This is a genomic window from Parasynechococcus sp., from assembly GCF_045559935.1.
Classification (GTDB): Bacteria; Cyanobacteriota; Cyanobacteriia; order PCC-6307; family Cyanobiaceae; genus Parasynechococcus.
Window position 1 is genome coordinate 45,894 of the sequence record NZ_JBJLJL010000007.1, and the last position, 20,182, is coordinate 66,075.

General features: G+C 64.3%; 23 protein-coding genes. 11 read left to right on the forward strand and 12 right to left on the reverse strand.

Annotated elements, in window-relative coordinates; genetic code table 11:
- Positions 1 to 53: 53 nt before the first annotated feature.
- Together ACJ0G7_RS03560 and ACJ0G7_RS03565 are read left to right on the forward strand one after the other, a co-directional pair.
- On the forward strand, positions 54 to 725 hold the full coding sequence (locus ACJ0G7_RS03560; protein ID WP_043695754.1) for a phosphoribosylanthranilate isomerase: 672 nt from the start codon (positions 54 to 56) through the stop codon (positions 723 to 725).
- A 48-nt stretch (positions 726 to 773) separates the two neighbouring features.
- Positions 774 to 995 carry a hypothetical protein gene (locus tag ACJ0G7_RS03565; protein WP_156957189.1) on the forward strand — a complete coding sequence of 74 codons (222 nt, stop codon included), beginning with the start codon at positions 774 to 776 and terminating at the stop codon, positions 993 to 995.
- Positions 996 to 1,123: 128 nt separating this feature from the next.
- Here the strand turns inward: ACJ0G7_RS03565 and folE are convergent, their stop codons facing one another.
- From folE to ACJ0G7_RS03595, 6 genes are all read right to left on the reverse strand, one after another.
- The gene (gene folE / locus ACJ0G7_RS03570; RefSeq protein ID WP_407395218.1) at positions 1,124 to 1,915 is read right to left on the reverse strand and encodes a GTP cyclohydrolase I; all 792 of its coding nucleotides are present in this window, start codon (positions 1,913 to 1,915) and stop codon (positions 1,124 to 1,126) included.
- A gap of 7 nt (positions 1,916 to 1,922) precedes the next feature.
- On the reverse strand, positions 1,923 to 2,630 hold the full coding sequence (locus ACJ0G7_RS03575; protein ID WP_043695745.1) for an SDR family oxidoreductase: 708 nt from the start codon (positions 2,628 to 2,630) through the stop codon (positions 1,923 to 1,925).
- Positions 2,631 to 2,654: 24 nt separating this feature from the next.
- A complete protein-coding gene (locus ACJ0G7_RS03580; RefSeq protein ID WP_043695741.1) occupies positions 2,655 to 3,644 on the reverse strand; it encodes an acetyl-CoA carboxylase carboxyltransferase subunit alpha in 990 nt (329 codons plus the stop codon).
- Positions 3,645 to 3,671: 27 nt separating this feature from the next.
- Complete coding sequence (locus ACJ0G7_RS03585; protein WP_043695736.1) at positions 3,672 to 4,712, reverse strand: long-chain acyl-[acyl-carrier-protein] reductase; 1,041 nt, start codon at positions 4,710 to 4,712, stop codon at positions 3,672 to 3,674.
- A 114-nt stretch (positions 4,713 to 4,826) separates the two neighbouring features.
- Positions 4,827 to 5,546 carry an aldehyde oxygenase (deformylating) gene (locus ACJ0G7_RS03590; RefSeq protein WP_043695718.1) on the reverse strand — a complete coding sequence of 240 codons (720 nt, stop codon included), beginning with the start codon at positions 5,544 to 5,546 and terminating at the stop codon, positions 4,827 to 4,829.
- A 76-nt stretch (positions 5,547 to 5,622) separates the two neighbouring features.
- Positions 5,623 to 6,438 carry a creatininase family protein gene (locus ACJ0G7_RS03595; RefSeq protein ID WP_407395283.1) on the reverse strand — a complete coding sequence of 272 codons (816 nt, stop codon included), beginning with the start codon at positions 6,436 to 6,438 and terminating at the stop codon, positions 5,623 to 5,625.
- Positions 6,439 to 6,507: 69 nt separating this feature from the next.
- Between ACJ0G7_RS03595 and ACJ0G7_RS03600 the strand changes: the two genes are divergently transcribed.
- From ACJ0G7_RS03600 to pgeF, 3 genes are read left to right on the forward strand one after another with little or no spacing between them, the layout of a single operon-like run.
- A complete protein-coding gene (locus ACJ0G7_RS03600) occupies positions 6,508 to 7,779 on the forward strand; it encodes a S1 RNA-binding domain-containing protein (RefSeq protein WP_043695703.1) in 1,272 nt (423 codons plus the stop codon).
- Positions 7,776 to 8,642 (forward strand): Tab2 family RNA-binding protein, encoded by an 867-nt coding sequence (locus ACJ0G7_RS03605; protein WP_407395219.1) that lies wholly within the window; start codon positions 7,776 to 7,778, stop codon positions 8,640 to 8,642. The genes ACJ0G7_RS03600 and ACJ0G7_RS03605 overlap by 4 nt, the downstream gene beginning before the upstream one ends.
- Before the next feature lie 11 nt (positions 8,643 to 8,653).
- Positions 8,654 to 9,490: a peptidoglycan editing factor PgeF gene (pgeF, locus tag ACJ0G7_RS03610; RefSeq protein WP_407395220.1), complete on the forward strand. Its 837-nt coding sequence runs from the start codon at positions 8,654 to 8,656 to the stop codon at positions 9,488 to 9,490.
- Here pgeF and ACJ0G7_RS03615 read toward each other — a convergent pair.
- From ACJ0G7_RS03615 to hemH, 5 genes are read right to left on the reverse strand one after another with little or no spacing between them, the layout of a single operon-like run.
- Positions 9,454 to 11,124 carry an NAD(P)/FAD-dependent oxidoreductase gene (locus ACJ0G7_RS03615; RefSeq protein WP_407395284.1) on the reverse strand — a complete coding sequence of 557 codons (1,671 nt, stop codon included), beginning with the start codon at positions 11,122 to 11,124 and terminating at the stop codon, positions 9,454 to 9,456. The genes pgeF and ACJ0G7_RS03615 overlap by 37 nt on opposite strands.
- A 7-nt stretch (positions 11,125 to 11,131) precedes the next feature.
- Complete coding sequence (locus tag ACJ0G7_RS03620) at positions 11,132 to 11,353, reverse strand: GIVxVP protein (RefSeq protein ID WP_043695691.1); 222 nt, start codon at positions 11,351 to 11,353, stop codon at positions 11,132 to 11,134.
- A gap of 1 nt (position 11,354) precedes the next feature.
- The gene (locus ACJ0G7_RS03625; protein ID WP_253912763.1) at positions 11,355 to 11,675 is read right to left on the reverse strand and encodes a nuclease; all 321 of its coding nucleotides are present in this window, start codon (positions 11,673 to 11,675) and stop codon (positions 11,355 to 11,357) included.
- A 29-nt stretch (positions 11,676 to 11,704) separates the two neighbouring features.
- Entirely contained in the window at positions 11,705 to 13,561 is a 1,857-nt protein-coding gene (gene ilvB, locus ACJ0G7_RS03630; protein WP_043695688.1) for a biosynthetic-type acetolactate synthase large subunit, read from the reverse strand.
- Positions 13,562 to 13,617: 56 nt separating this feature from the next.
- On the reverse strand, positions 13,618 to 14,793 hold the full coding sequence (hemH, locus tag ACJ0G7_RS03635; protein WP_043695682.1) for a ferrochelatase: 1,176 nt from the start codon (positions 14,791 to 14,793) through the stop codon (positions 13,618 to 13,620).
- 74 nt (positions 14,794 to 14,867) lie between these two features.
- Between hemH and ACJ0G7_RS03640 the strand changes: the two genes are divergently transcribed.
- Genes ACJ0G7_RS03640 through cobO form a run of 3 tightly spaced genes read left to right on the forward strand, consistent with a single transcriptional unit; the run spans position 14,868 to position 17,328 of the window.
- Entirely contained in the window at positions 14,868 to 16,013 is a 1,146-nt protein-coding gene (locus ACJ0G7_RS03640; protein WP_407395221.1) for a site-specific integrase, read from the forward strand.
- Between the two features lie 7 nt (positions 16,014 to 16,020).
- Positions 16,021 to 16,656 carry a class I SAM-dependent methyltransferase gene (locus ACJ0G7_RS03645; protein WP_407395222.1) on the forward strand — a complete coding sequence of 212 codons (636 nt, stop codon included), beginning with the start codon at positions 16,021 to 16,023 and terminating at the stop codon, positions 16,654 to 16,656.
- A 6-nt stretch (positions 16,657 to 16,662) separates the two neighbouring features.
- Positions 16,663 to 17,328, forward strand: a complete 666-nt coding sequence (gene cobO, locus ACJ0G7_RS03650; protein WP_407395223.1) for a cob(I)yrinic acid a,c-diamide adenosyltransferase — start codon at positions 16,663 to 16,665, stop codon at positions 17,326 to 17,328.
- A 5-nt stretch (positions 17,329 to 17,333) separates the two neighbouring features.
- Here the strand turns inward: cobO and ACJ0G7_RS03655 are convergent, their stop codons facing one another.
- The gene (locus tag ACJ0G7_RS03655; RefSeq protein WP_043695673.1) at positions 17,334 to 17,522 is read right to left on the reverse strand and encodes a hypothetical protein; all 189 of its coding nucleotides are present in this window, start codon (positions 17,520 to 17,522) and stop codon (positions 17,334 to 17,336) included.
- Between the two features lie 83 nt (positions 17,523 to 17,605).
- On the opposite strand from ACJ0G7_RS03655, the gene pyrH reads away from it, so the two are divergent.
- The 3 genes from pyrH to ACJ0G7_RS03670 are packed head-to-tail and all read left to right on the forward strand — an operon-like array spanning position 17,606 to position 20,036.
- Positions 17,606 to 18,319 carry a UMP kinase gene (gene pyrH / locus ACJ0G7_RS03660; RefSeq protein WP_043695670.1) on the forward strand — a complete coding sequence of 238 codons (714 nt, stop codon included), beginning with the start codon at positions 17,606 to 17,608 and terminating at the stop codon, positions 18,317 to 18,319.
- Between the two features lie 26 nt (positions 18,320 to 18,345).
- Positions 18,346 to 18,894 carry a ribosome recycling factor gene (frr, locus tag ACJ0G7_RS03665; protein WP_043695668.1) on the forward strand — a complete coding sequence of 183 codons (549 nt, stop codon included), beginning with the start codon at positions 18,346 to 18,348 and terminating at the stop codon, positions 18,892 to 18,894.
- Positions 18,891 to 20,036, forward strand: a complete 1,146-nt coding sequence (locus tag ACJ0G7_RS03670; protein WP_407395224.1) for an NAD(P)/FAD-dependent oxidoreductase — start codon at positions 18,891 to 18,893, stop codon at positions 20,034 to 20,036. The genes frr and ACJ0G7_RS03670 overlap by 4 nt, the downstream gene beginning before the upstream one ends.
- Positions 20,037 to 20,182 lie beyond the last annotated feature (146 nt).

Here is a 20,182-nt window from a genome sequence, read left to right on the forward strand (position 1 = left end):
GTCGCCGCGGCGACGGATGTCCCCGATCCTAAGGAGAGTGAACAGCACGACTTTTGCCTGAGCAGCAGACGCCACAACCGGCCCTCAAGATCTGCGGGCTCACGGAGACAGACCAGGCCCTGGCCATCGCTGCCATGGGGGTGGACGCGATCGGCGTGATCGGCGTCGCTGAAACACCCCGCTTCGTTGAGGCCACGGCTCGACGCCATCTGTTCGAGGCCCTGGCCCGCGAGGCAGCCGGTGTGCAGCGCGTCTGGGTGGTGGCCGAGCCGGATGATGCCAGCCTTGCCGAGGCCCTGGCCGGTGAAGGAGCCCCCAGCGTGGTGCAGCTCCACGGAGAGGAATCCCCGGAACGCTGCCAGTCTCTGAAACAGCGTTACCCGCAGGTGCAGTGGTGGAAGGCACTGCGGCTGCGGTCTTCCGCTGATCTGCAGAAGCTGAACCCGTACCTCGACCATGTCGATGCCCTGCTGCTCGATGCCTGGAGTCCGGGTCAGCTGGGAGGCACCGGTCATCGGTTGCCCCTGGACTGGCTGGCGGATACCGAGCTGCCGTTGCCCTGGTGGCTGGCGGGCGGCATCAGTGCCGAGTGGGTTCCCGAGCTGCTGAACCGGGTTCATCCGCATGGTCTCGATGCCTCGAGCCGACTGGAAACAGCCCCTGGCCGCAAGGATCTCAGCCGGGTCGAAGCCCTTGTGAAGGTCGTGCGGGAGCAACGCCGTTAGTCATCAAAAACGCACGGTTTCACCATGGCCCGCTTGTCTCCTGTCTTCATGCTGGGCGCATCGCTGGCAGCGACCCTTCTCACCCAGAGCTCCGGACAGGGTCAGGGGGTTCTGGTGGGTTGCAGGCTTGGAGCCACGCAGCAGTGCGTGCCGGGTCTCACGATGACTCCGCAGCAGCAGATCAAAGTGCTGAGCAGCGGATCACCTCAGACACGATCGCGGAGGGGATGGTGGAGCAGACCCTCGAAGGACTGCGACGGTTCGATCTGACTGGTTCCGCCAGCTGCCGGGCCAGACGAACTGGCAACTGGTGGGGGAAGTGGATTCCCGCAGCTACCGGCTTGGCTCAGACGACATGAACGGGAACGTGATGGCCGTGGTGGCCATGCGCCCGGTGATCAGGTGCTCAGCAGAGCATCCTGCTGACGCACGAGCTCGAAGAATTCCTGCTTCAGGCTGGGATCGTGGCGGAAGTCACCGCGGACCACAGAGTTCACCATGCTGGTCTGAGGCTCCTTCACACCGCGCCACTTCATGCAGTAGTGCTGAGCCTTGATGATGATGCCCAAGCCCTGGGGCTCACACAGCTTCTCGATTTCATCGGCCAGGATCATCACGGCCTCTTCCTGGATGTGAGGGCGGGAAAAGACCCAGTCGGCCACCCTGGTGAACTTGGACAGGCCGATCACCCTGGCACCGGGCTTGATGCCGATCCAGCAGTTGCCCATGATCGGGACCAAGTGGTGAGAACAGGCGGATCGCACCGTGATCGGGCCCACGGTGTAGATCTCGTCGAGCTGCTTCACATTCGGGAAGCTGGCGACCTTCGGCTGCTCGTGATAGCGGCCCTTGAACACCTCGTGGAGGTACATCTTCGCGACACGCTCAGCCGTCTCATGGGTGTTGTGATCGTTGTCGATGTCGATCACCAGGCTGCGCAGCAGATCGCGAACCTTGTCTGCCACTTCAATCTGGAGTTCAGCCAGCTCACCGGGCTCGAGGTGGGCTGCGATGTTGTCATTGGCCAGGAACGAGACACCTCGCTCCTGGAGACGTTCACGAATGCAGGCTGAAACAGCCGGCTTGAGGATGTTGCTGATGCCGTTGGTCGTGGATCTGGCAAGTCCGTTGCCATTGCCGTTGCCGTTCTGGGCAGCGCCGTTGGAGACGAAAGGGACGGTGGAAGTCATGGGGTCTTCAGAAGGCGCCGATGGCCGGCATCAGGGTGAGGTCTTCGATGACCTGGTTGGTCGGTTGCTCGGCCAGATGCAGCAGGGCTTGGGCCGCCTGATCGATGCTGAGCATGGCACGACGATCGAAATCGCTTTGTACGGTTTCCGCATCCCACAGGGATGAATTCACCGCACCGAGGGTGAGGGTGCAGGCGCGAACGCCATGACAGCGTTCCTCCTCCGCCAGACAGCGGGTGAAACGCACCAGCGCAGCCTTGGTGACCGAGTAGGCCCCCCATTGGGGAAAGGCGTTGTGCGCGGCATGGCTGCTGACGTTGATCACCAGTCCTCCCTGCGCGCGCATGGCCGGAACCACGGCTGCGCAGACCTGCACGACACTGGTGAGATTGAGCTGCAGCAGCCACTGCCAGCGCTCGAGAGTCATGGCCAGGAGGTCACCCGTGTAGGCAGCCCCGGCATTGTTCACCAGCACCGATGGTGCATCGCCCTGGCTCAGAAGGTTGCTCATCGCAGGTGCGATGGCAGCTGGATCGGTCAGGTCGACCGCTTCAGCCGCCACGGAACAGCCTGATGGGCTGAGAGCCGTGCGCAGATCTTCAAGCTGATCGCCGCTGCGAGCAGTGAGCATGAGATCCCAACCCTTGTGGGCGAGAAGCTCAGCTGCTCGACGGCCGATTCCACGACTTGCTCCAGTGATCAGGGCCGTAGGCAAGTCGGGTTAGCAAACCGACACACCTTAAGCGGCAAAACGCGATTCGTGTGACGTTCCTTCAAAAAATTGCCCCATTGCTCGAAATTTGCTGTATCTGTGCGCCCTCAGATCGGTCTCGGAAAGGGTCAGCAGCTCATCCAGATGGCGATCGATGGCTGATCGAAGCGTCTGGCCTGCCTCCAGAGGCGCCCAGTTGTTGCCACCGGCAGGCTCGGGAAGCACCTCATCCACCAGGCCCAGCTTCAGTAGATCAGGTCCTGTGATCCGCAGCGCCTCCGCAGCTTCAGGCGCCTTGGCGGCATCCCGCCAGAGGATCGAGGCACAGGCTTCGGGGCTGGCAACGGTGTAGACGCTGTGCTCGAACATGAGCAAGCGGTCGGCCACGCCGATCCCCAGCGCACCACCGGAGCCGCCTTCGCCGATGACGGTGGCGATCACGGGGACCCGCAGTCGGAACATCTCACGCAGATTCACAGCAATCGCCTCGCCTTGCCCCTGTTCCTCGGCCTGCAGGCCCGCGTAGGCGCCAGGAGTGTCGATGAAGGTGATCACCGGCAGACGGAACCGGTCGGCATGATCCATCAGGCGCAGAGCCTTGCGGTACCCCCCCGGGGTGGCCATCCCGAAGTTGCGGGCGACATTTTCCTTGGTGTCTCGACCCTTCTGGTGGCCGATCAGAACGACGGGCCGATCGCCGAGTCGACCGAGGCCACCCACAAGGGCCTGATCGTCATTGCCGCGACGGTCACCGTGAAGTTCGACCCAGTCGTCACAGAACATCTGGATGAAGTCCAGGGTGCTGGGCCGGTGCGGGTGCCTGGCCACCTGAATCTTCTGAGAAGGCGACAGCGATTGGAAGATCTCCTGCCGGCGTTTCGCAGCGAGCGTCTCCAACTGATGCAGCTGCTGACTGACATCGACCTCCGAATCACGGGCCAGCTGACGGATCTGCTCGATCTGCTGCTCCAGCTCCACTAGGGGCTTCTCGAACTCAAGCAGGGGTCGGCGCGGCATGGTCAGGAAAGTGAGTGGGCGGCGACGTCAGGCGGCGGCGGCCTGAAGCCTGGACTGGAGATTGAGGGTGGAAAAGCCGTGACGGACAGACGCGGCTCCGATGAAATCCATCTTCTCCAGGGTGATGTTGTTGCGTCCCCAGCTGAAGTTGGTGTGGCAGCGCTCGAACTCAAGCAGCATCGCCTCCGCGAAACAGGCGAACATCTGTCGCTGTGGTTTCTCCATTTCGGCGATTTCCATCATCGTCCAGCCGATGTCACGACAGAACTCGACGATGCCTCCCTTGAGGACGTGGATGCCTCCGCCGGCGACCTTCGCATCCAGATTCTTGGGATACCCCCCATCAATCATCAGACAGGGGCTGCGCAGGCTGTCCTGATCGATCTGGAGCGTGCGCGGCATGCTCGCCACCCAGACGACCACATCGGCTTCCGGCAGAGCCTCCTCCAGCGTGAGGATGCGACCGCCGCCGAGCTCCTTCTGGAGATCCATGAGCGGCTGCTGCTGCCGGGCCACCAGCAGCAGCTCGCCGACTCCCGTTCTTGCGGACAACCAGCGGCAGACGGCGCTGCCGATGTCGCCGGTGGCTCCCACCACCGCGACTTTGGCTGTGCTCAGGTCGATCCCGAGCGAAGGGGCGTTGTTCTCCACCTGACGGCAAATCACCCAGGCGGTGTGCGTGTTTCCGGTGGTGAACCGACGCCAGTCGAGGGTTGTGCTGCGAACCGTCTGGTTCTGCAGCAGGTTGAAGTTTTCGAAAATGATGGACGTGAACCCGCCGAGAGCAGTGATGGCGATGTCCTTCTTCTGAGCCAGCTCCATCGCGTTGAGCACCTTGCGACGTGCCGTTTTGAAACGGCTGAGCATCTCGGGCACGAAGCAGGAGTCGATGTAGGCACCCTCGATGGTGGTGCCGACGGGACTGGTGACCTGAACATGCTCCACCAGTTGAGGCGGGGCGCTGCACCAGACGTCGAGATCCCCCTCCGCGATGTGATCGAAGCCGAGTTCCATCGCTTTGCGACGCGCAGCGTCAAAACTCGTTGAGTGTCCGATCAGACCAAACATGCAGCGCCCTAAATGTTCAGAGTTGAGCTATCCCGACCGTCCATGCTCCCACGGCGCACCCAATCTGGGGGAAGGTGCCTGTGGAGAAACCGGAGAAGGACGCCGGTAGGGGATTCAGAGCGCGAGAGCTGCAGCGGCCATACGGGCAATATCCCTTGAGCTGAAACCGATCTCACTGAGGGCTTCGTTGTAGGCGATCAGGAAGTCCTCGATCAGATCCTCTTTTTCCATGTGCAGAACCGCGGCATCGGCTGCCACGTCCTCCAGCATCGAGCGGATCAGCGGCAGATTGGCCTTGTTGGCTTCGAATAATTCCTCTTTGCTGGCCTCAAAATTGGCTTTCAGCCATTCCTGGCCGTAGTTGAGGTGGGTGTACTCATCCTTCACCACACCTTCTGTGATCTTGCGGGCGAAGGGATCCGCCACGGGGATATAGATGTGGTAAGCGGAGATCGCAAAAGCTTCGATCAGCAGGGCCTGGATCAGCAGGCAGGTGACAACCTTGCCCTCCTTCAGAGCACTCTGGAAGTTGCCGTGCAGGGGTTCGAAGAACTTGCGGGCGAACGCCATGTCTGCCTGCACACCCAGGTTGCGTCCACAGGATGTGAAGCCCTTCATGTGCTTCATCTCCATGCGGGCCAGGCGGGCCAGCTCCTCAGCCTGATCGGGGATCAGGGTGCCAAGCGAAATGTAGTTGTCGTGAGCTTCCTGCTCTCCCTCGATCACGATCGCGTTGATCCGGCTGTACGCGTCCTTGTAGGCCTCTGTGGTGAAGTCCGGCAGTGCATCCTGACCCTCCATCACAGATGCCTCAGGTGCATTGAGGGTCGTCATAGGACGCTTCAGACCAGATTCGGTAGAACAGACAATAACCAGTGCCCCCGGTTCTGGAGACCACGCCGTTCTCAGTTCACGACCCGGACACCCCGGTTGAAGCGGCGTTCAGAGGCGGCCAATCGCTTGCCAGCAGGGCCTTGAACTGCCTCAGCCAGTGCTCAACGAGGCGTTCCTCGAGGCGGCCACCCAACTCCACAGAGGCCGATCGGCTGTCGCCAATGACGCCGCTGGCACTGAGATCACGGGCCAACCATGCACACGGAGCTGCCCCTTCCAGGCTCCAGTCCCCCGGGGCGGCTGGCGGCAGACCATCCACGGGACGCTCAGGCCCCACCAACTCCGGCGCCAGCCGGAGCATCAGGCTGGTCTCGGCCTCGGCAGCGTGAAGACCCTGCTCCAGTTCAGCCTCGGAAATCAATCCAGACAACCCGTCGACACCGCTCCAGAGGAAACAGGGCAGCACCGCCATCTGGGGACAGCGGACCCGCAGCTGACGGGCTGCCACCTGAAGCAGCGCGATCTGGCCGCCGTGGGCGTTGAACAGAACCAGACGCCTCACGCCCTGGTCCGCCAGCTGTTCACCCACCCGATCCACAAGCGCGATCAGCAGGTCCGCCGGCAGGCTCAAGGTGCCGGGGAACGACGCATGCTCCGGGGAGAATCCGATCGCCTGGACCGGCAACCGCCAGATGGGAAGCAGAGGATCCAGACCCAGCAGCACCGCATCGAGAATCCGCTCGGCGAACAGGGCATCGGTGGCCAGCGGCAGCTGCGGTCCGTGCTGTTCACAGGCACCAAAGGGCCAGACCACGGTGGCTCCCGGTTGCTGCATGGCTGCAGTCGCGGCCGGCCAGCTGAGGTGATCGAATCGGCAGTCCCGAGGCGGCATCGTCATCCGGAGACGCAGTTCAATCCCAGATTGGCTGTCAGAATGGTTGTTTGACGAACCTTCGGGTCCATGGCCGAAGCCGGCAGTCCGCAGCCCAACAGACCGAGTGCACCGAAGCCGGCCGCAGACCCCAATCGCAAGCCACCGCAGGTGATGCAGATCAACCGGCGGCAGGAGCAGCTCCAGAGGGAAGCCGCGGAAGCACGGGCCGCCGCGGAAGCGGCCGCAGAGAAGGCACGGAAGCTGGAGGAGGCCGCCGGTCTGGCCAGTCCGCCTCCGCGGGATCAGGATCCGCGGAGACCGGAGCAGAGCCGAGCGATCCCAGGCGAGGCGGATGAGGATCGCTTCGATCTGGGCGACATGGAAGGCATGACCATGGCCGACCTGCTGGGAGCCCCCGATCAGGAGCGCAAGAAGCCGCAGGAGGAACGCAATATCCCGCGCAGCGTTGATGACTTCGACTTCGATGAGGAAGCCTTCCTCGCTGCTCTGGACGAGAACGCACCGGTGGGCACGACCGGCGAAGTGATCACCGGAAAGGTGATCGGGCTGGAAAGCGACGGTGTCTACGTCGACATCGGCGGCAAGGCCCCCGGTTTCATGCCCAAGAGCGAAGCCGGTCTCGGGGTGATCACCAACTTCCGGGAACGCTTTCCCAAGGGGCTCGAGGTGGAGGTGCTCGTCACCCGGGAACAGAACGCCGACGGCATGGTCACCATCAGCTGCCGGGCCCTGGCTCTGCGCAAAAGCTGGGAACGCGTCAAGGAGATGGAGAAGCAGGGCAAGGTCGTCCAGGTGATCGTCAACGGGTTCAACCGCGGTGGTGTCACCTGCGATCTCGAGGGTCTGCGCGGATTCATCCCCCGCTCGCAGCTTCAGGACGGGGAGAACCATCAGGAGCTGGTCGGCAAGACCCTCGGCGTGGCATTCCTTGAGGTGAACTCCGAGACCCGCAAACTGGTGCTCTCGGAGAAGCGCGCTGCCGTTGCGGCCCGCTTCTCCGAACTGGAGGTGGGCCAGCTGGTGGAAGGTCAGGTGGCCGCGGTGAAGCCGTACGGTCTGTTCATCGACCTGGGGGGCATCAGTGGCCTGCTGCACCAATCGATGATCACCAACGGCAGCCTGCGCTCGATCCGGGAGGTCTTTGACCAGGGCGATCGCGTGAAGGCGATGATCACGGAACTGGACCCCGGCCGCGGACGCATCGGGCTGAACACCGCCCTGCTGGAAGGGCCTCCAGGTGAACTGCTTGTGGAGAAGGACAAAGTGATGGCGGAAGCGGCCGATCGCGCCTCCCGCGCCCAGAACATGCTGAAGAAACAGGAACAGGACGCTGGATGACGTCTGCCGACTGGGAGCTGGACTTCTATTCCAGGCCGATCCTGGAGCCTGACGGACGCAAGCGCTGGGAGCTGTTGATCACCTCCACACCGACCCTGTCGGACCCGATCGCTCCGTTCCGGTTCATCAAGTGCTGCCCCTCCGGTGAGGTGAATTCGCTCTGGCTCACCCAGGCCCTGCGGGAAGCGGGTGCTGCCGCCGAGGACGCCGGCTGGAGTGCCCCCCAGCGTCTGCGCTGCTGGCGCAGCTCCATGCGCACGATGGTGCAGCGGGCCGCCGCCGAACTCAGCCTTGAGGTGATCCCGAGTCGACGCACCTATGCGCTGCTGGACTGGCTGCAGCAGCGGCAGCGGGAGGTTTACCCCAGCCTCGAGGGATTCATGGCCGGACCGCTGGCTCCACCCCCCGCCCCGGTTCCGACCCCACCGGTCCCCCTTCCGGAGGAAGTGCAGGGGGATGCATGGACCTGGGCGGCACTCCCTGGCGGGCTGCTGCAGGAGGCAGGCGAATGGCCCATGGGGTTCAGCGGCCTGATTCCACTGCCGCCGGACCTCTCCTCCGAGGCACCGGTGCCGGGGTTGCGCTTGTTCAGCCGCAGCCGCGCTCTTGCGATGGCGGGATGGCTCGGAGGACTCGAACCGGTGCGACTGATCGTGGAGGAGCGGCAGCTGCTGCTGGAGGCCGGTCAGGACGATCGCTGGCTGGTCAGCGACCTGGAATCCGGAGCCGCCGATGCGATCGAGACGGCCCTTCGCGAATCCAGCGAACACATGCACGGGCTGCAGTTCATCGCCATCCAGAGCAGTCCGGAGGAGCAATCGTTCGCCGGCTTCTGGATGATGCGGGACATCACCATCAGCTAGACCGCGCTGACATGTCAGAACGCGATCCCTTCGCGCGCCCCGACAGCGAATTCAACACCCTCCCGTCCTGGACCTGGATCGGTTGCTACGGCGGGTACTACCTGCAGTCGGATCTGCTGTCGGATCAGGGGTTCGAACACGGATTCTTCACCCGCCGCTGGCAGGGCCGCGGACCGGATGAACTGGCTGGTTATCTCAGTGCCGGCGTGAGTGTGCACCGGCCGCAGCAGATTCACAGCGGAATCGTCCTGGACGCGAGTGATGCCATCCAGGCCCCCTGGCCGGATGCGGATGGACTGGTGAGTGACCGTGGCGGCCAGAGTCTCTGGGTCTGCGGTGCCGACTGCACCCCGGCGCTGATCGCCGACCCCACCACTGGTCATGCCGCCGCCTGTCATGCCGGCTGGCGGGGCGTGGCCGCGCGGATTCTGCCGGAGGCGATCCTGCGGCTGGAACAGCGCGGGGCCCAACGACGTGATCTGTTGGTGGCGCTGGGTCCCGCCGTGAGCGGCGCCCGTTATCAGGTGGGGCAGGAGGTGGTGGATGCCGTCGGACTCGCCCTGTCAGCAGAGCCCGGAGACCCAAGCTCCGATCAGGAGGTTCTGCAGCGGGACGGCGCACTTCAGCAGGACGCCGAGGCCGGACGTCACCGTCTGGACATCCGACGGGCCGCCCGGCTTCAGCTTCTGAACGAAGGGATCACGACCGAGCGGATCGCCCTCTGCCCGCTCTGCACCGTCGGGGAACCCGAGCTGTTCCATTCCTGGCGTCGCGATCAGGTGAAGGCGGTGCAGTGGAGCGGCATCGTCGCTCAGGCCGCATCGGGAGACGCCTCCCCCACCAGCTGACGGGCCACGGCCTCGGCAGCGCGGATGCCGTCAATGCCTGCCGAGAGGATGCCGCCCGCATATCCAGCCCCCTCTCCAGCAGGAACCAGCCCGCGGGTGTTGAGCGACTCCAGCCGCCCGTCGCGCGGAATGCGCACTGGGGAGGAGGTGCGGGTCTCCACGCCGGTGAGCACCGCATCGGGGTGGTCATAGCCCGGCAGACGCTTCGCAAATGCCGGCAGAGCTTCCCTGAGGGCCTCGATGATCGGCTCCGGCAGAACGGTGCTGAGATCCGAGGGTGTGACGCCGGGTTGATACGACGCGGTGATGCTCCCGAGGCTGCCGGAGGCCCGCCTCGCCAGGAAATCCTCCAGACGCTGGGCTGGAGCGGCATAACTGCCTCCTCCGAGGCGGAAGGCCCGTTCCTCGAGATCTCTCTGCAGAGCCACCCCGGCAAGGGGGTCGTCGGGTTTGCGGGAATACGGCTCGAGGTCTTCAGGCTCCAGATTCACCACGAGACCGCTGTTGGCATTGCGCTCGTTTCGCGAATGCTGACTCATGCCATTGGTCACCACACGGCCGGCCTCGGAGGTGGCGCCCACCACGAAACCGCCGGGGCACATGCAGAAGCTGTAGACGCAACGGCCGTTGCCGGCGTGATGCACCAGTTTGTATTCGGCGGCCCCGAGCTTGGGGTGACCCGCCATCTCCCCCCAGCGGGCCTGATCGATCAGCGGTTGAGGGTGCTCGATGCGCAGGCCCACCGAGAAGGGCTTCCGCTCCAGTTGCACACCAACACCATCCAGCATCGCGAAACAGTCCCGGGCTGAATGGCCGGGTGCCAGCACCAGGTGCCGGCAGGCAATCCGGCGTCCGTCCGCCAGACGGATCCCAGCCAGCTGCTGAGGTTTCTCCGTGTCACCGGACTCCAGCAGCAACTGATCGACACGGCTGGCGAAGCGCACTTCACCCCCGAGGGCCTCGATCCTTGCCCGCAGTCCCCGCACCACCGTGGCCAGTTTGAAGGTGCCGATGTGCGGCCGGTGCAGCGTGAGGATCTCATCGCTGGCGCCGCTGGCCACCAGTTCCTCCAGCACCTTGCGGCCGTAATGCTCCGGGTCGCTCACCTGGCTGTAGAGCTTGCCGTCGGAGAAGGTGCCGGCACCCCCCTCGCCGAACTGGGCATTGGATTCCGGATCGAACGCCAGCCGCCCACGCCAGAAGCCGAAGGTCTGAAGGGTGCGCTGCTTGACCGGTTGTCCCCGCTCGAGCAGGAGCGGCCGGAATCCCATCTGCGCCAGCAGCAAGGCTGCGAAATAACCGCAGGGGCCCGCTCCCACGACCACCGGTCGCTGCTCGGGACTGACCGGAAAGGCCGGCGGGGCCTTTGCCACCATGCGGTATCGGGTGTCAGGCGCGGTGCGGATGCGCGGGTTGCCTCTGTGACGTCGCAGCACCGCCGCTTCACTGCGGACCGCGACATCCACGCTGTAGATCACCTGGATGCGATCCCGACGCCGGGCATCGATGCTGCGCTTGACCAGCCTCTGCTCCAGCAGCTGATCCGGTGGAATCCGCAGACGGCGCAGCACCGCCTCCTGCAGATCATTCGAACCATGCTCCAGCGGCAGACGCAGTTCGCTCAGTCGCAGCATCGTCACGCTAAGGAGAGTCGTCGGCCGCGTCCGGGGGTGTCTGCGGTGCTTCAGAGACACGCCACTGGGCCAGAACACCCGCCAGCAACAGCCCCAGCCCGAGAGCAGCGGCCAGGGGGCGGTTCTCCGCAGCCACCCCCTGCCCCCAAACAGCCGTTGCCAGGAAGGCACCGCCCAGCAGCAGACAGGGGACCAGAACAATGCCCCGGGCAACGCGATTGTCGGCCATCTCAGGCTGGATCCCCTGGACAACTCGACTGGGCAAGACCGGCATTCACCAGCCCGGTGCTGAGGTCCACGGTTTCCCCGATCGGCGTCACCCGAGCCAGCAGCTGTCCGTCCCGTGATCCCACCGGACGCAGATTGACCCTGCGACGCCGGGGCAGCCGCTCCCGCAACCAGGACACCGCGGCAGCGTCGCCCCCTTCCGGAACCGTGAGACAAGGCAGTTCCACCGTGTAGGTGCGGTTGCGATCGCCGACCTGAAGCAGGGACGGCGTGCGGACCTGCAGGACTTCAGCAGCCGACGCCGGGGAAACGGCGATCCCCAACAGAACAAGGATGATCAGGACAGGACGGATCACAGCGAAGCCCCGCACTGGGGACAGAACAGGTGCTCGTGGGCTGTGGTGGCTCCGCAGGCAGGGCAGTTCCGGGTTGTGTCCATGGCCAGTTCCGGATGGGCGGGCAGCCCGACCATCTGAGCGTTGCTCTTGCCGGGGGGAACCATCGGATAACAGTTCTCTCCTCGCCGCACGTGCACATCGATCAGCATCGGTGCGGGTGTGTTCAGAGCCTGCTGAAGCTCACCATGCAACTGATCACGACTGGTGATCTTCACGCCATCAACCCCGAAGGAACGCGCGAGGGCGATGAAGTCAGGCATGCCGTTGAGCATGTCCGATGCCGAATACCGCTCCCCGTAGAAACTCTCCTGCCACTGGCGCACCATCCCCTGCCAGTGGTTGTTCACGATCACCACCTTCACCGGCAGGCCGTAGGCCGCGAGGGTTCCCAGCTCCTGAATGTTCATCAGGATGCTGGCATCGCCGGCGATGCAGATCACCTGCTGGTCGGGACAGGCCACCTGGGCTCCCATCGCCGCCGGCATGCCGAATCCCATGGTGCCGAGACCGGCACTGCTGATCCAGCCCCGCGGTCCGTTGCGGAGGTATTGAGCCGCCCACATCTGGTGCTGACCCACGTCGGTGGTGACGATGGCCTGTGGAGCCAGGTCACGCACCTTCAGCAGCACCTCCTGCGGATAGATCTCACCCTCTGCCGGAGGGATGGTGAGGGGATAGCGCTCCTTCCAGGAGGCGATGCGGGCGAGCCATGCGGTGGTGCGGGGCTCGGCGGGATGCTGAAGGCTCAGTTCCACCAGACGCGCCAGACTCAGGCCCAGATCTCCGAGCACCGCCACCTCGGCCTGCCGGTTCTTGCCGACTTCCGCAGGATCGATCTCGAAGTGCACCACCCGGGCCCGGGGCGCGAAGGTGTCGAGCTTGCCGGTGACCCGGTCATCGAAACGGGCTCCGACCGCGATCAGCAGGTCGCATTCGGTGACGGCGAAGTTGGCGTAGGCCGTGCCGTGCATGCCGAGCATGCCGACGGAAAGGGGGTCGTTCTCATCGAAGGCTCCCTTGCCCATCAGCGTGGTGGTGACCGGCAGCTGGAACCGATCCGCCAGCACCTTGAGGCTGTCGTGAGCCGCCGCCGAGATCGCCCCGCCGCCGACGTAGAGCAAAGGGCGCTGAGCATCCCGGATCAGACCGAGAGCGGCATGGATGGCGTCATCCTCCGGTGGCAGGGGCTGGCGAAAGCCTGGCGGCACGACGGACCCGGGTTCGACCGGCACGTAGTCGAAGTGCTCCTGGCCCACATCCTTGGGCACATCGATCAGCACCGGGCCTGGACGGCCGCTGGCAGCGATCAGAAAAGCCTGGGCGACGATCGCGCCAAGATCGGCAGGATCACGCACCACCCAGGAATGCTTCACGATCGGGAGCGTGATCCCGAAGATATCGGTTTCCTGAAAGGCATCCGTGCCGATGGCCGGGCGGGGCACCTGACCGGTGATCACCACCATCGGCACGGAATCCATCTGGGCCGTGGCGATACCGGTGACGAGGTTGGTCGCACCGGGGCCTGAGGTACCGAAACAGACACCGACCTTTCCGGTGGCCCGTGCGTAGGCATCGGCCGCATGGGTTCCCGCCTGCTCATGGCGCACCAGGATGTGCCTGACCCATCCCTCGCTCTCGGCGATGTGCAGAGCGTCGTAAATGGGGAGGATGGCTCCGCCCGGATAGCCGAAGATCGTGTCGACCCCGTGCCGGCGCAGGGCATCCATCAACGCTTCCGCCCCGGTGGTCCGACGGGCCAGAGCGTTGGATGCGGTTCCGTCAACAGCCGTGGAGGCGGACGTGAGGGTCACGGAGTCACCGGCGCGGTTGACCCTCCAGATTAAGGGCCGACGGGTGAATCAGGGCCCTACAGCAGGCCGAGGGCATGCAGGGGGCCATGACCGCTGATCAGCTCCAGCAGAAAGGCCGAGAAGCCCAGCATCGCCAGGCGACCGTTCCAGACTTCGGAACTGTTGTTCCAACCCCACTCCCACTTCTCCTGGGGATAAAGCTTCACCTTGGTGGGCAGCTCAGCAGCGGCATCAAGACTGACCTCCGGTCCGTCGAGGCTGGTGGTGACCAGATCCGCCAGGCCCTCGATGAAGGGGGGATAGGTGTCGAGAGCCCTCACCCTCCGGAAATTGACCACACCGGCTTCCGTGGCCAGTTCCCGGTACTCAATATCGATCTCCTCAAGCGTTTCGATGTGCTCGCTGACAAAGCTGATGGGAACGACCACCAGGTCATTCACCTTGGCTTCGCCGAGCTCCTCCAGCGCCTCCTCGGTGTAGGGCTTGAGCCACTCCACAGGGCCCACACGGCTCTGGTAGGCGAGTGTGTGGGGATTGGGGTGCCCCATGAGCTCCGCCAACCTGGACATGATCAGAGCCGTGCAGGCCTCGATCTCCTGCTGGTACGGGTCGCCGGCCTCTTCGACGTAACTCTTCGGAACCCCGTGGGCACTGAAGAAGACGTGGGCCTGCTGGGGGTCGTCACTGTTGCGAACCTCCTCGGCGATCAGCTCGGCCATCGCCTGCACATAGCCGGGATGATCGAACCAGCTGCGGATGCAACGGATCGGCAGCTTCCTGAACGCGTTGTCGTCCTGTCGCAGCCGCTGCAGTTCCCGGAAACTCGACCCGCTGGTGCTGATCGAGAAGTGGGGATACAGGGGCAGCACCACCACCTGATCCATCCCGTCCGCCTTGATGTCGGCCACCGCCGACTCGGTGAAGGGATGCCAGTAGCGCATGGCCACATAACTCGTGGCATCGATGCCGCGCTGACGCAGAAGACTCTGCAGTTCGCGGGCCTGCTGCTCGGTGATCCGACGCAGCGGAGAGCCTCCGCCGATGGAGCGGTAAGCCTCCTGGGATTTGCCGCTGCGCAGGGTGCTGATCAACCAAGCCAGTGGCTTCTGCAGCGCAGGGCTTGGTAGCCGGATGATCTCCGGGTCAGCGAACAGGTTGTAGAGAAAGGGACCGACATCCTGAATCCGCTCCGGGCCCCCGAGGTTCAGCAGGACGACGCCGACGCGGGACATTCGGTCAATAGAGGAACCATGGGGGTTGAGAGTAGCCCGCGTGAACGTCATGGTGGGTCGCCGACGCCCCTGCCATGGATCTGCGCTGCGCGCTGGAGGAGCTCAATCAGCGCCTGGCGCATCAGGGGACGCGCCTGCGACTGGAGCAACGGGGACAACGTCTGAATCTGAGAGGTCCCTTACCGGATCGTCACGATCCGGGTGACAGCAGAATCCAGCGCATCAGCCTCGGGCTCAGCGCGGACCGTCAGGGACTGGTGGAGGCCGAGCAGACCCTGCTGATCGTTCAGCGACAACTGGATCGGGGGCAGTTCCGATGGGATGACTGGCGCTCCAGTTCAGTGGAGGGCAGCTCGCGTCGCCCAGCCGGCGACGCCATCGAGGACTTCGAACGGGCCTTCTTCGCCGATCCGCGACGCCGCCGTTCTCCGGCGGGAAGCCGAACCACCTGGACCAGCGCCTATCGCCCCTATCTGAGACGGCTGCTGCCCCTCTGTGGCGACGGAGGCATCACGGCTCAGCGACTCACGGAAACCCTCTCCAGCTACGGGGATGGCAGCCGCAGTCGACAGCAATGCGCCACGGCACTGGCCGCCCTGGCAGCCCATCTGATGATCGATCTGCCCCAGGACTGGCGCCAGGAGGCTGCCGGGTATGGCCTGCATCAGGCCCGGTTCCGGCGGTTACCCACGGACGCTCAGATCCTCGAGGGGGTCCTGCGCATCCCAAACCCACGCTGGCGGCTGGCCTACGGACTGATGGCCACCTACGGCCTGCGGAACCATGAAGTGTTCTTCTCTGACCTCAGCCCGCTGGCAGAGGGGGGCGATCAGGTGATCCGGGTGCTGCCCACCACAAAGACCGGCGAACACCAGGTGTGGCCCTTTCAGCCGGACTGGGTGGAACGCTTCGGGCTGCGACAGCTGGGTGACACCTCTGACGCACTGCCCGCGATCTGCACGGATCTGCGGCGCACAACGCTCCAGCAGGTGGGCCGCCGTGTGAGCGAACAGTTCCGCCGTTATCAACTGCCGATCACCCCCTACGACCTGCGGCATGCCTGGGCGGTGCGCACGATCCACATCGGCCTGCCGGACACCGTCGCCGCCAGGATGATGGGCCACTCGGTGGCCATTCACACCCGCACCTATCACCACTGGATCACCCGCCGCGACCAGCAGCAGGCGGTGGATGCGGCCCTGGCCCGGCAACACGCTTGATCATCTGATGAGTTCTTTTCTGCGGCCCCTGGCCTACCGCCACCGTTGGATCTACGACACGGTCACAGCCGTGTCGTCGCTGAGCGTGGGAGGCGTGGAACGCCTGCGAAGCCTGGGGCTGGACGTGCTTCGGGATCGGCTTCCAACCGGCGCTGCCGTGCTGGATCTCTGCTGCGGCAGCGGCGAAGCGGCCGCCCCCTGGCTGGCGGCTGGATTTGCGGTGACCGGGCTCGACATCTCCCCCCGTGCACTGGACCTTGCGGCCGAACGCCACCCGGCGATGACGCGGGTGGAAGGCCTGGCGGAGGATCCTCCTCTGCCGGACGGCCAGTTCGCAGCGCTTCAACTGAGCGTGGCTTTGCACGAATTCCCCCGGCCCGATCGGGAGCGGGTGCTGAGCCGCAGCCTGCAGCTGCTGGAGCCCGGCGGCTGGTTGGTGCTGGTGGATCTGCATCCGGCAGGGCCGTGGCTGCGGTTGCCGCAACAGCTGTTCTGCGCTCTGTTCGAAACCGACACCGCCACCGCCATGCTGGAGGACGACCTGCCTTGCCAGCTGCGGCAACTCGGCTTCACCGATGTGAAGCAGGAGCTTCTGGCAGGGAACGCCCTGCAACGGATCACGGCCCAGCGGCCCTCCACCTGAAACCTGATGACCCACTCCGACCTGGACAGCAAAGCCTCCGAACTGGGCATGGGAGGCCACTTGGCTCCGGAAACCGATGACGCCGGGTATCGCAAACGCATGGAGCGGCGCCAGCAGGTGCAGCGCCAGCGCGTGGAGGAACGCAACAGGGAAAAGGGGCTGGTGCTGGTGTTCACCGGCCATGGCAAGGGCAAGACCAGTGCAGCCCTTGGGCTGGTGCTGCGGACTCTCGGCCACGGCGAGCGCGTGGCGGTGGTGCAGTTCATCAAAGGTGGCTGGGAACCCGGGGAAGCCCGCGCGCTGCGGACCTTCGGCGATCAGGTCTGCTGGCATGCCCTTGGGGAGGGCTTCACCTGGGAGACCCAGAACCGCGAACGGGACCAGCAACTGGTGGGGGAGGCCTGGCAAACGGCTCTGGGTTACCTGCGCGATGCCGCCATCAAGCTTGTGGTGCTCGACGAGATCAACGTGGCTCTGAAACTGGGCTACATCAGCGTTCAGACCGTGCTGGCGGGACTGGACGAACGTCCCGAACTCACCCATGTGGCGCTGACGGGCCGCGGAGCCCCCGAGGAACTGATCGAACGGGCCGATCTGGTCACCGAAATGACGCTTGTGCATCACCCGTTCCGCGAACAGGGCGTGAAGGCACAGGCCGGCATCGAGTACTGATCCGCTCAGGCGGCGGAGTCAAGATCCTCGTTCAGGCGCCGTGTGGCTTCGGTGAGCACGGAAAGACCGCTCACAAGCAGGGCACGGTGAACGATCGGATCCCGCCAGCAGGAGGGATCCCGACTGGCACGCTCCAGAGCCGACAGGGTGAGGCGGGCCATCACTCCGCTGTGGCTGGCTTCGGTTTCGGCCATCACCTGCTCTCGGTTCATCCATCCAAGCGACGGACGGAGCGTTTGGCCAGTACTTGCTACTGTCAGCGGGATCCGGACCGTTGATGGCCTACGCACGCGTCCTGCTGAAACTCAGCGGCGAAGCCCTGATGGGATCTCAGGGATACGGCATTGACCCCGCCATCGTTCAATCGATCGCCTCCGATGTGGCGCAGGTGGTGGCCGGAGGAACCGAGCTGGCGATCGTCGTCGGAGGAGGGAACATCTTCCGTGGTCTCAAGGGTTCAGCAGCCGGCATGGAGCGCGCCACGGCCGACTACGTCGGCATGCTGGCCACGGTGATGAACGCCATCACCCTGCAGGACGGACTGGAGCGGGCTGGTGTGCCCACCCGGGTGCAGACGGCAATCGCCATGCAGGAAGTCGCCGAGCCTTACATCCGCCGCAAGGCGATGCGACACCTGGAGAAAGGCCGGGTGGTGGTGTTCGGAGCCGGCTGCGGAAACCCCTTTTTCACCACCGATACGACGGCAGCCCTCCGGGCCGCCGAGATCAACGCCGACGTGGTGTTCAAGGCCACCAAGGTGGACGGGGTCTACGACAAAGATCCGGCCAAGCACGCCGATGCGGTCAAGCACGAGCACCTCACCTTCCAACAGGTGCTCAGCGGGGAACTGGCCGTGATGGACAGCACCGCCATCGCCTTGTGCAAGGACAACAACATTCCGATCGTTGTGTTCAACCTCTTCGAACCTGGCAACATCGGCAGAGCTGTCGCCGGTGAGCCGATCGGATCCCGCATCGGCAATCCTGCCTGAATCCGTCAGAACCCAATCCTCCAGACATGTCGACCAAGGACCTCGAAGCCAGCATGCGCAAGTCGGTGGAAGCCACCCAGCGCAACTTCAACACCATCCGCACAGGGCGTGCCAACTCCTCGCTGCTGGACCGGGTGAGTGTCGAGTACTACGGCGCCGAGACGCCGCTGAAGTCCCTGGCAACCCTGTCCACACCAGACTCCCAGACCATTCAGATCCAGCCGTTCGACCTCAGTGCCCTTGCGTCGATCGAGAAGGCGATCGCCATGAGTGAACTGGGGTTCACTCCCAACAACGACGGCAAGATCATTCGCATCAACGTGCCGCCGTTGACGGAGGAGCGTCGCAAGGAATTCTGCAAGCTGGCCTCCAAATACGCCGAGGAAGGCAAGGTGGCACTGCGCAACCTGCGACGCGACGCGATCGACAAGATCAAGAAGCAGGAGAAGGAAGGCGACTTCTCGGAAGACCAGAGCCGTGATGAGCAGGAGAGCGTTCAGAAAACCCTGGACAAGTTCATCGCCGAGCTGGAAAAGCACCTGGCGGAGAAGGAAGCCGACATCCTCAAGGTGTGAGCCGATCCGACAGGCGGATCCGTGATGTCCTGATCATCGGGTCCGGTGCAGCCGGTGGAGCCGCTGCAGCCCATCTGGCCGCAGCCGGGCACGATGTCCTCATCCTTGAGAAAGATGCGCATCGGCGCATCAAGCCCTGCGGCGGCGGCATGGCTGCTGCTGTTCAGCAATGGTTCCCTTTCTCCCTGGAACCTGCCGTGGAGCAGGTCATCCGACGGGTCGATTTCAGCTGGTGCCTGGAGGACCCTGTCGTCGCCGAGCTTCCCGGAGAGGCACCCTTCTGGATCGTGCGGCGGGAACGGCTGGATGAGCTGCTGGCGGAGCAGGCCATCCGATCCGGCGGAGAACGGTCTCTGACGGTGAACGTCAGTGAAGTGAGGAAAGCGGAGGACACCTGGGAGGTGGAAGCAGACGACGGGCGCAGCTGGCGCAGCCGGGCTCTGGTGATCGCCGACGGATCAGGATCGCCATGGCCGCAGCAACTGGGTCTCGGAGCCCGTCAGGTGCAGACAGCGAGCACCATGTCGGTGAGGTTGGAAGGCCAGGGAACGCTGCAGAACGGCTCGACCCGTTTTGAATTCGGTCTCGTGAAGCAGGGATTTGCCTGGGCCTTCCCTCTTGCAGGCGGGGTGAACATCGGTGTCGGCAGCTTTGTGGGAAGGCAGGAGGCCGACCCCGATGCCGTGCTGAGCCGACTGCTGCCCGATCTGGGATTCGAACAGGATGCCGGCATCCGTCAGAGAGGACAGCTTCGGGTGTGGAACGGGCACCACCGCCTCGATGGTGATGGCGTGGTGGTCGTGGGAGATGCGGCTTCGCTGTGCGATCCCTTCCTGGCCGAAGGCCTGCGACCAGCCCTGATGAGCGGATGCGAAGCGGCCCGTCACTTGGACGGATGGCTGAAGGGGGAACAACAGAACCTGAAGGGCTACAGCCAGGCGATGCGCGTGCGCTGGGGAGAATCCATGGCCTGGGGCCGGAGGATTGCCCAGGTCTTCTACCGGTTCCCGGGTGTTGGGTACCAACTGGGCATCAAACGGCCAACAGCGCCGAGACGGATCGCCCAGATCCTCTCCGGCGAAATGGGGTACGGCGACATCGCCCAACGCGTGATTCGACGACTGCTCCTGGATCGCCGCTGAGCCGATGCGAAGCAAAGCAAGCTTTTTGACAAAGCTTGCTTTGCACAACAACAAGCCTGTCGAACACAATTCCAACAGGCTCCAATCTTGAAGCATCACGCAAAGCCGATGCGAGTGGTGCCGTTGAAACGAAATTGCTTATAATA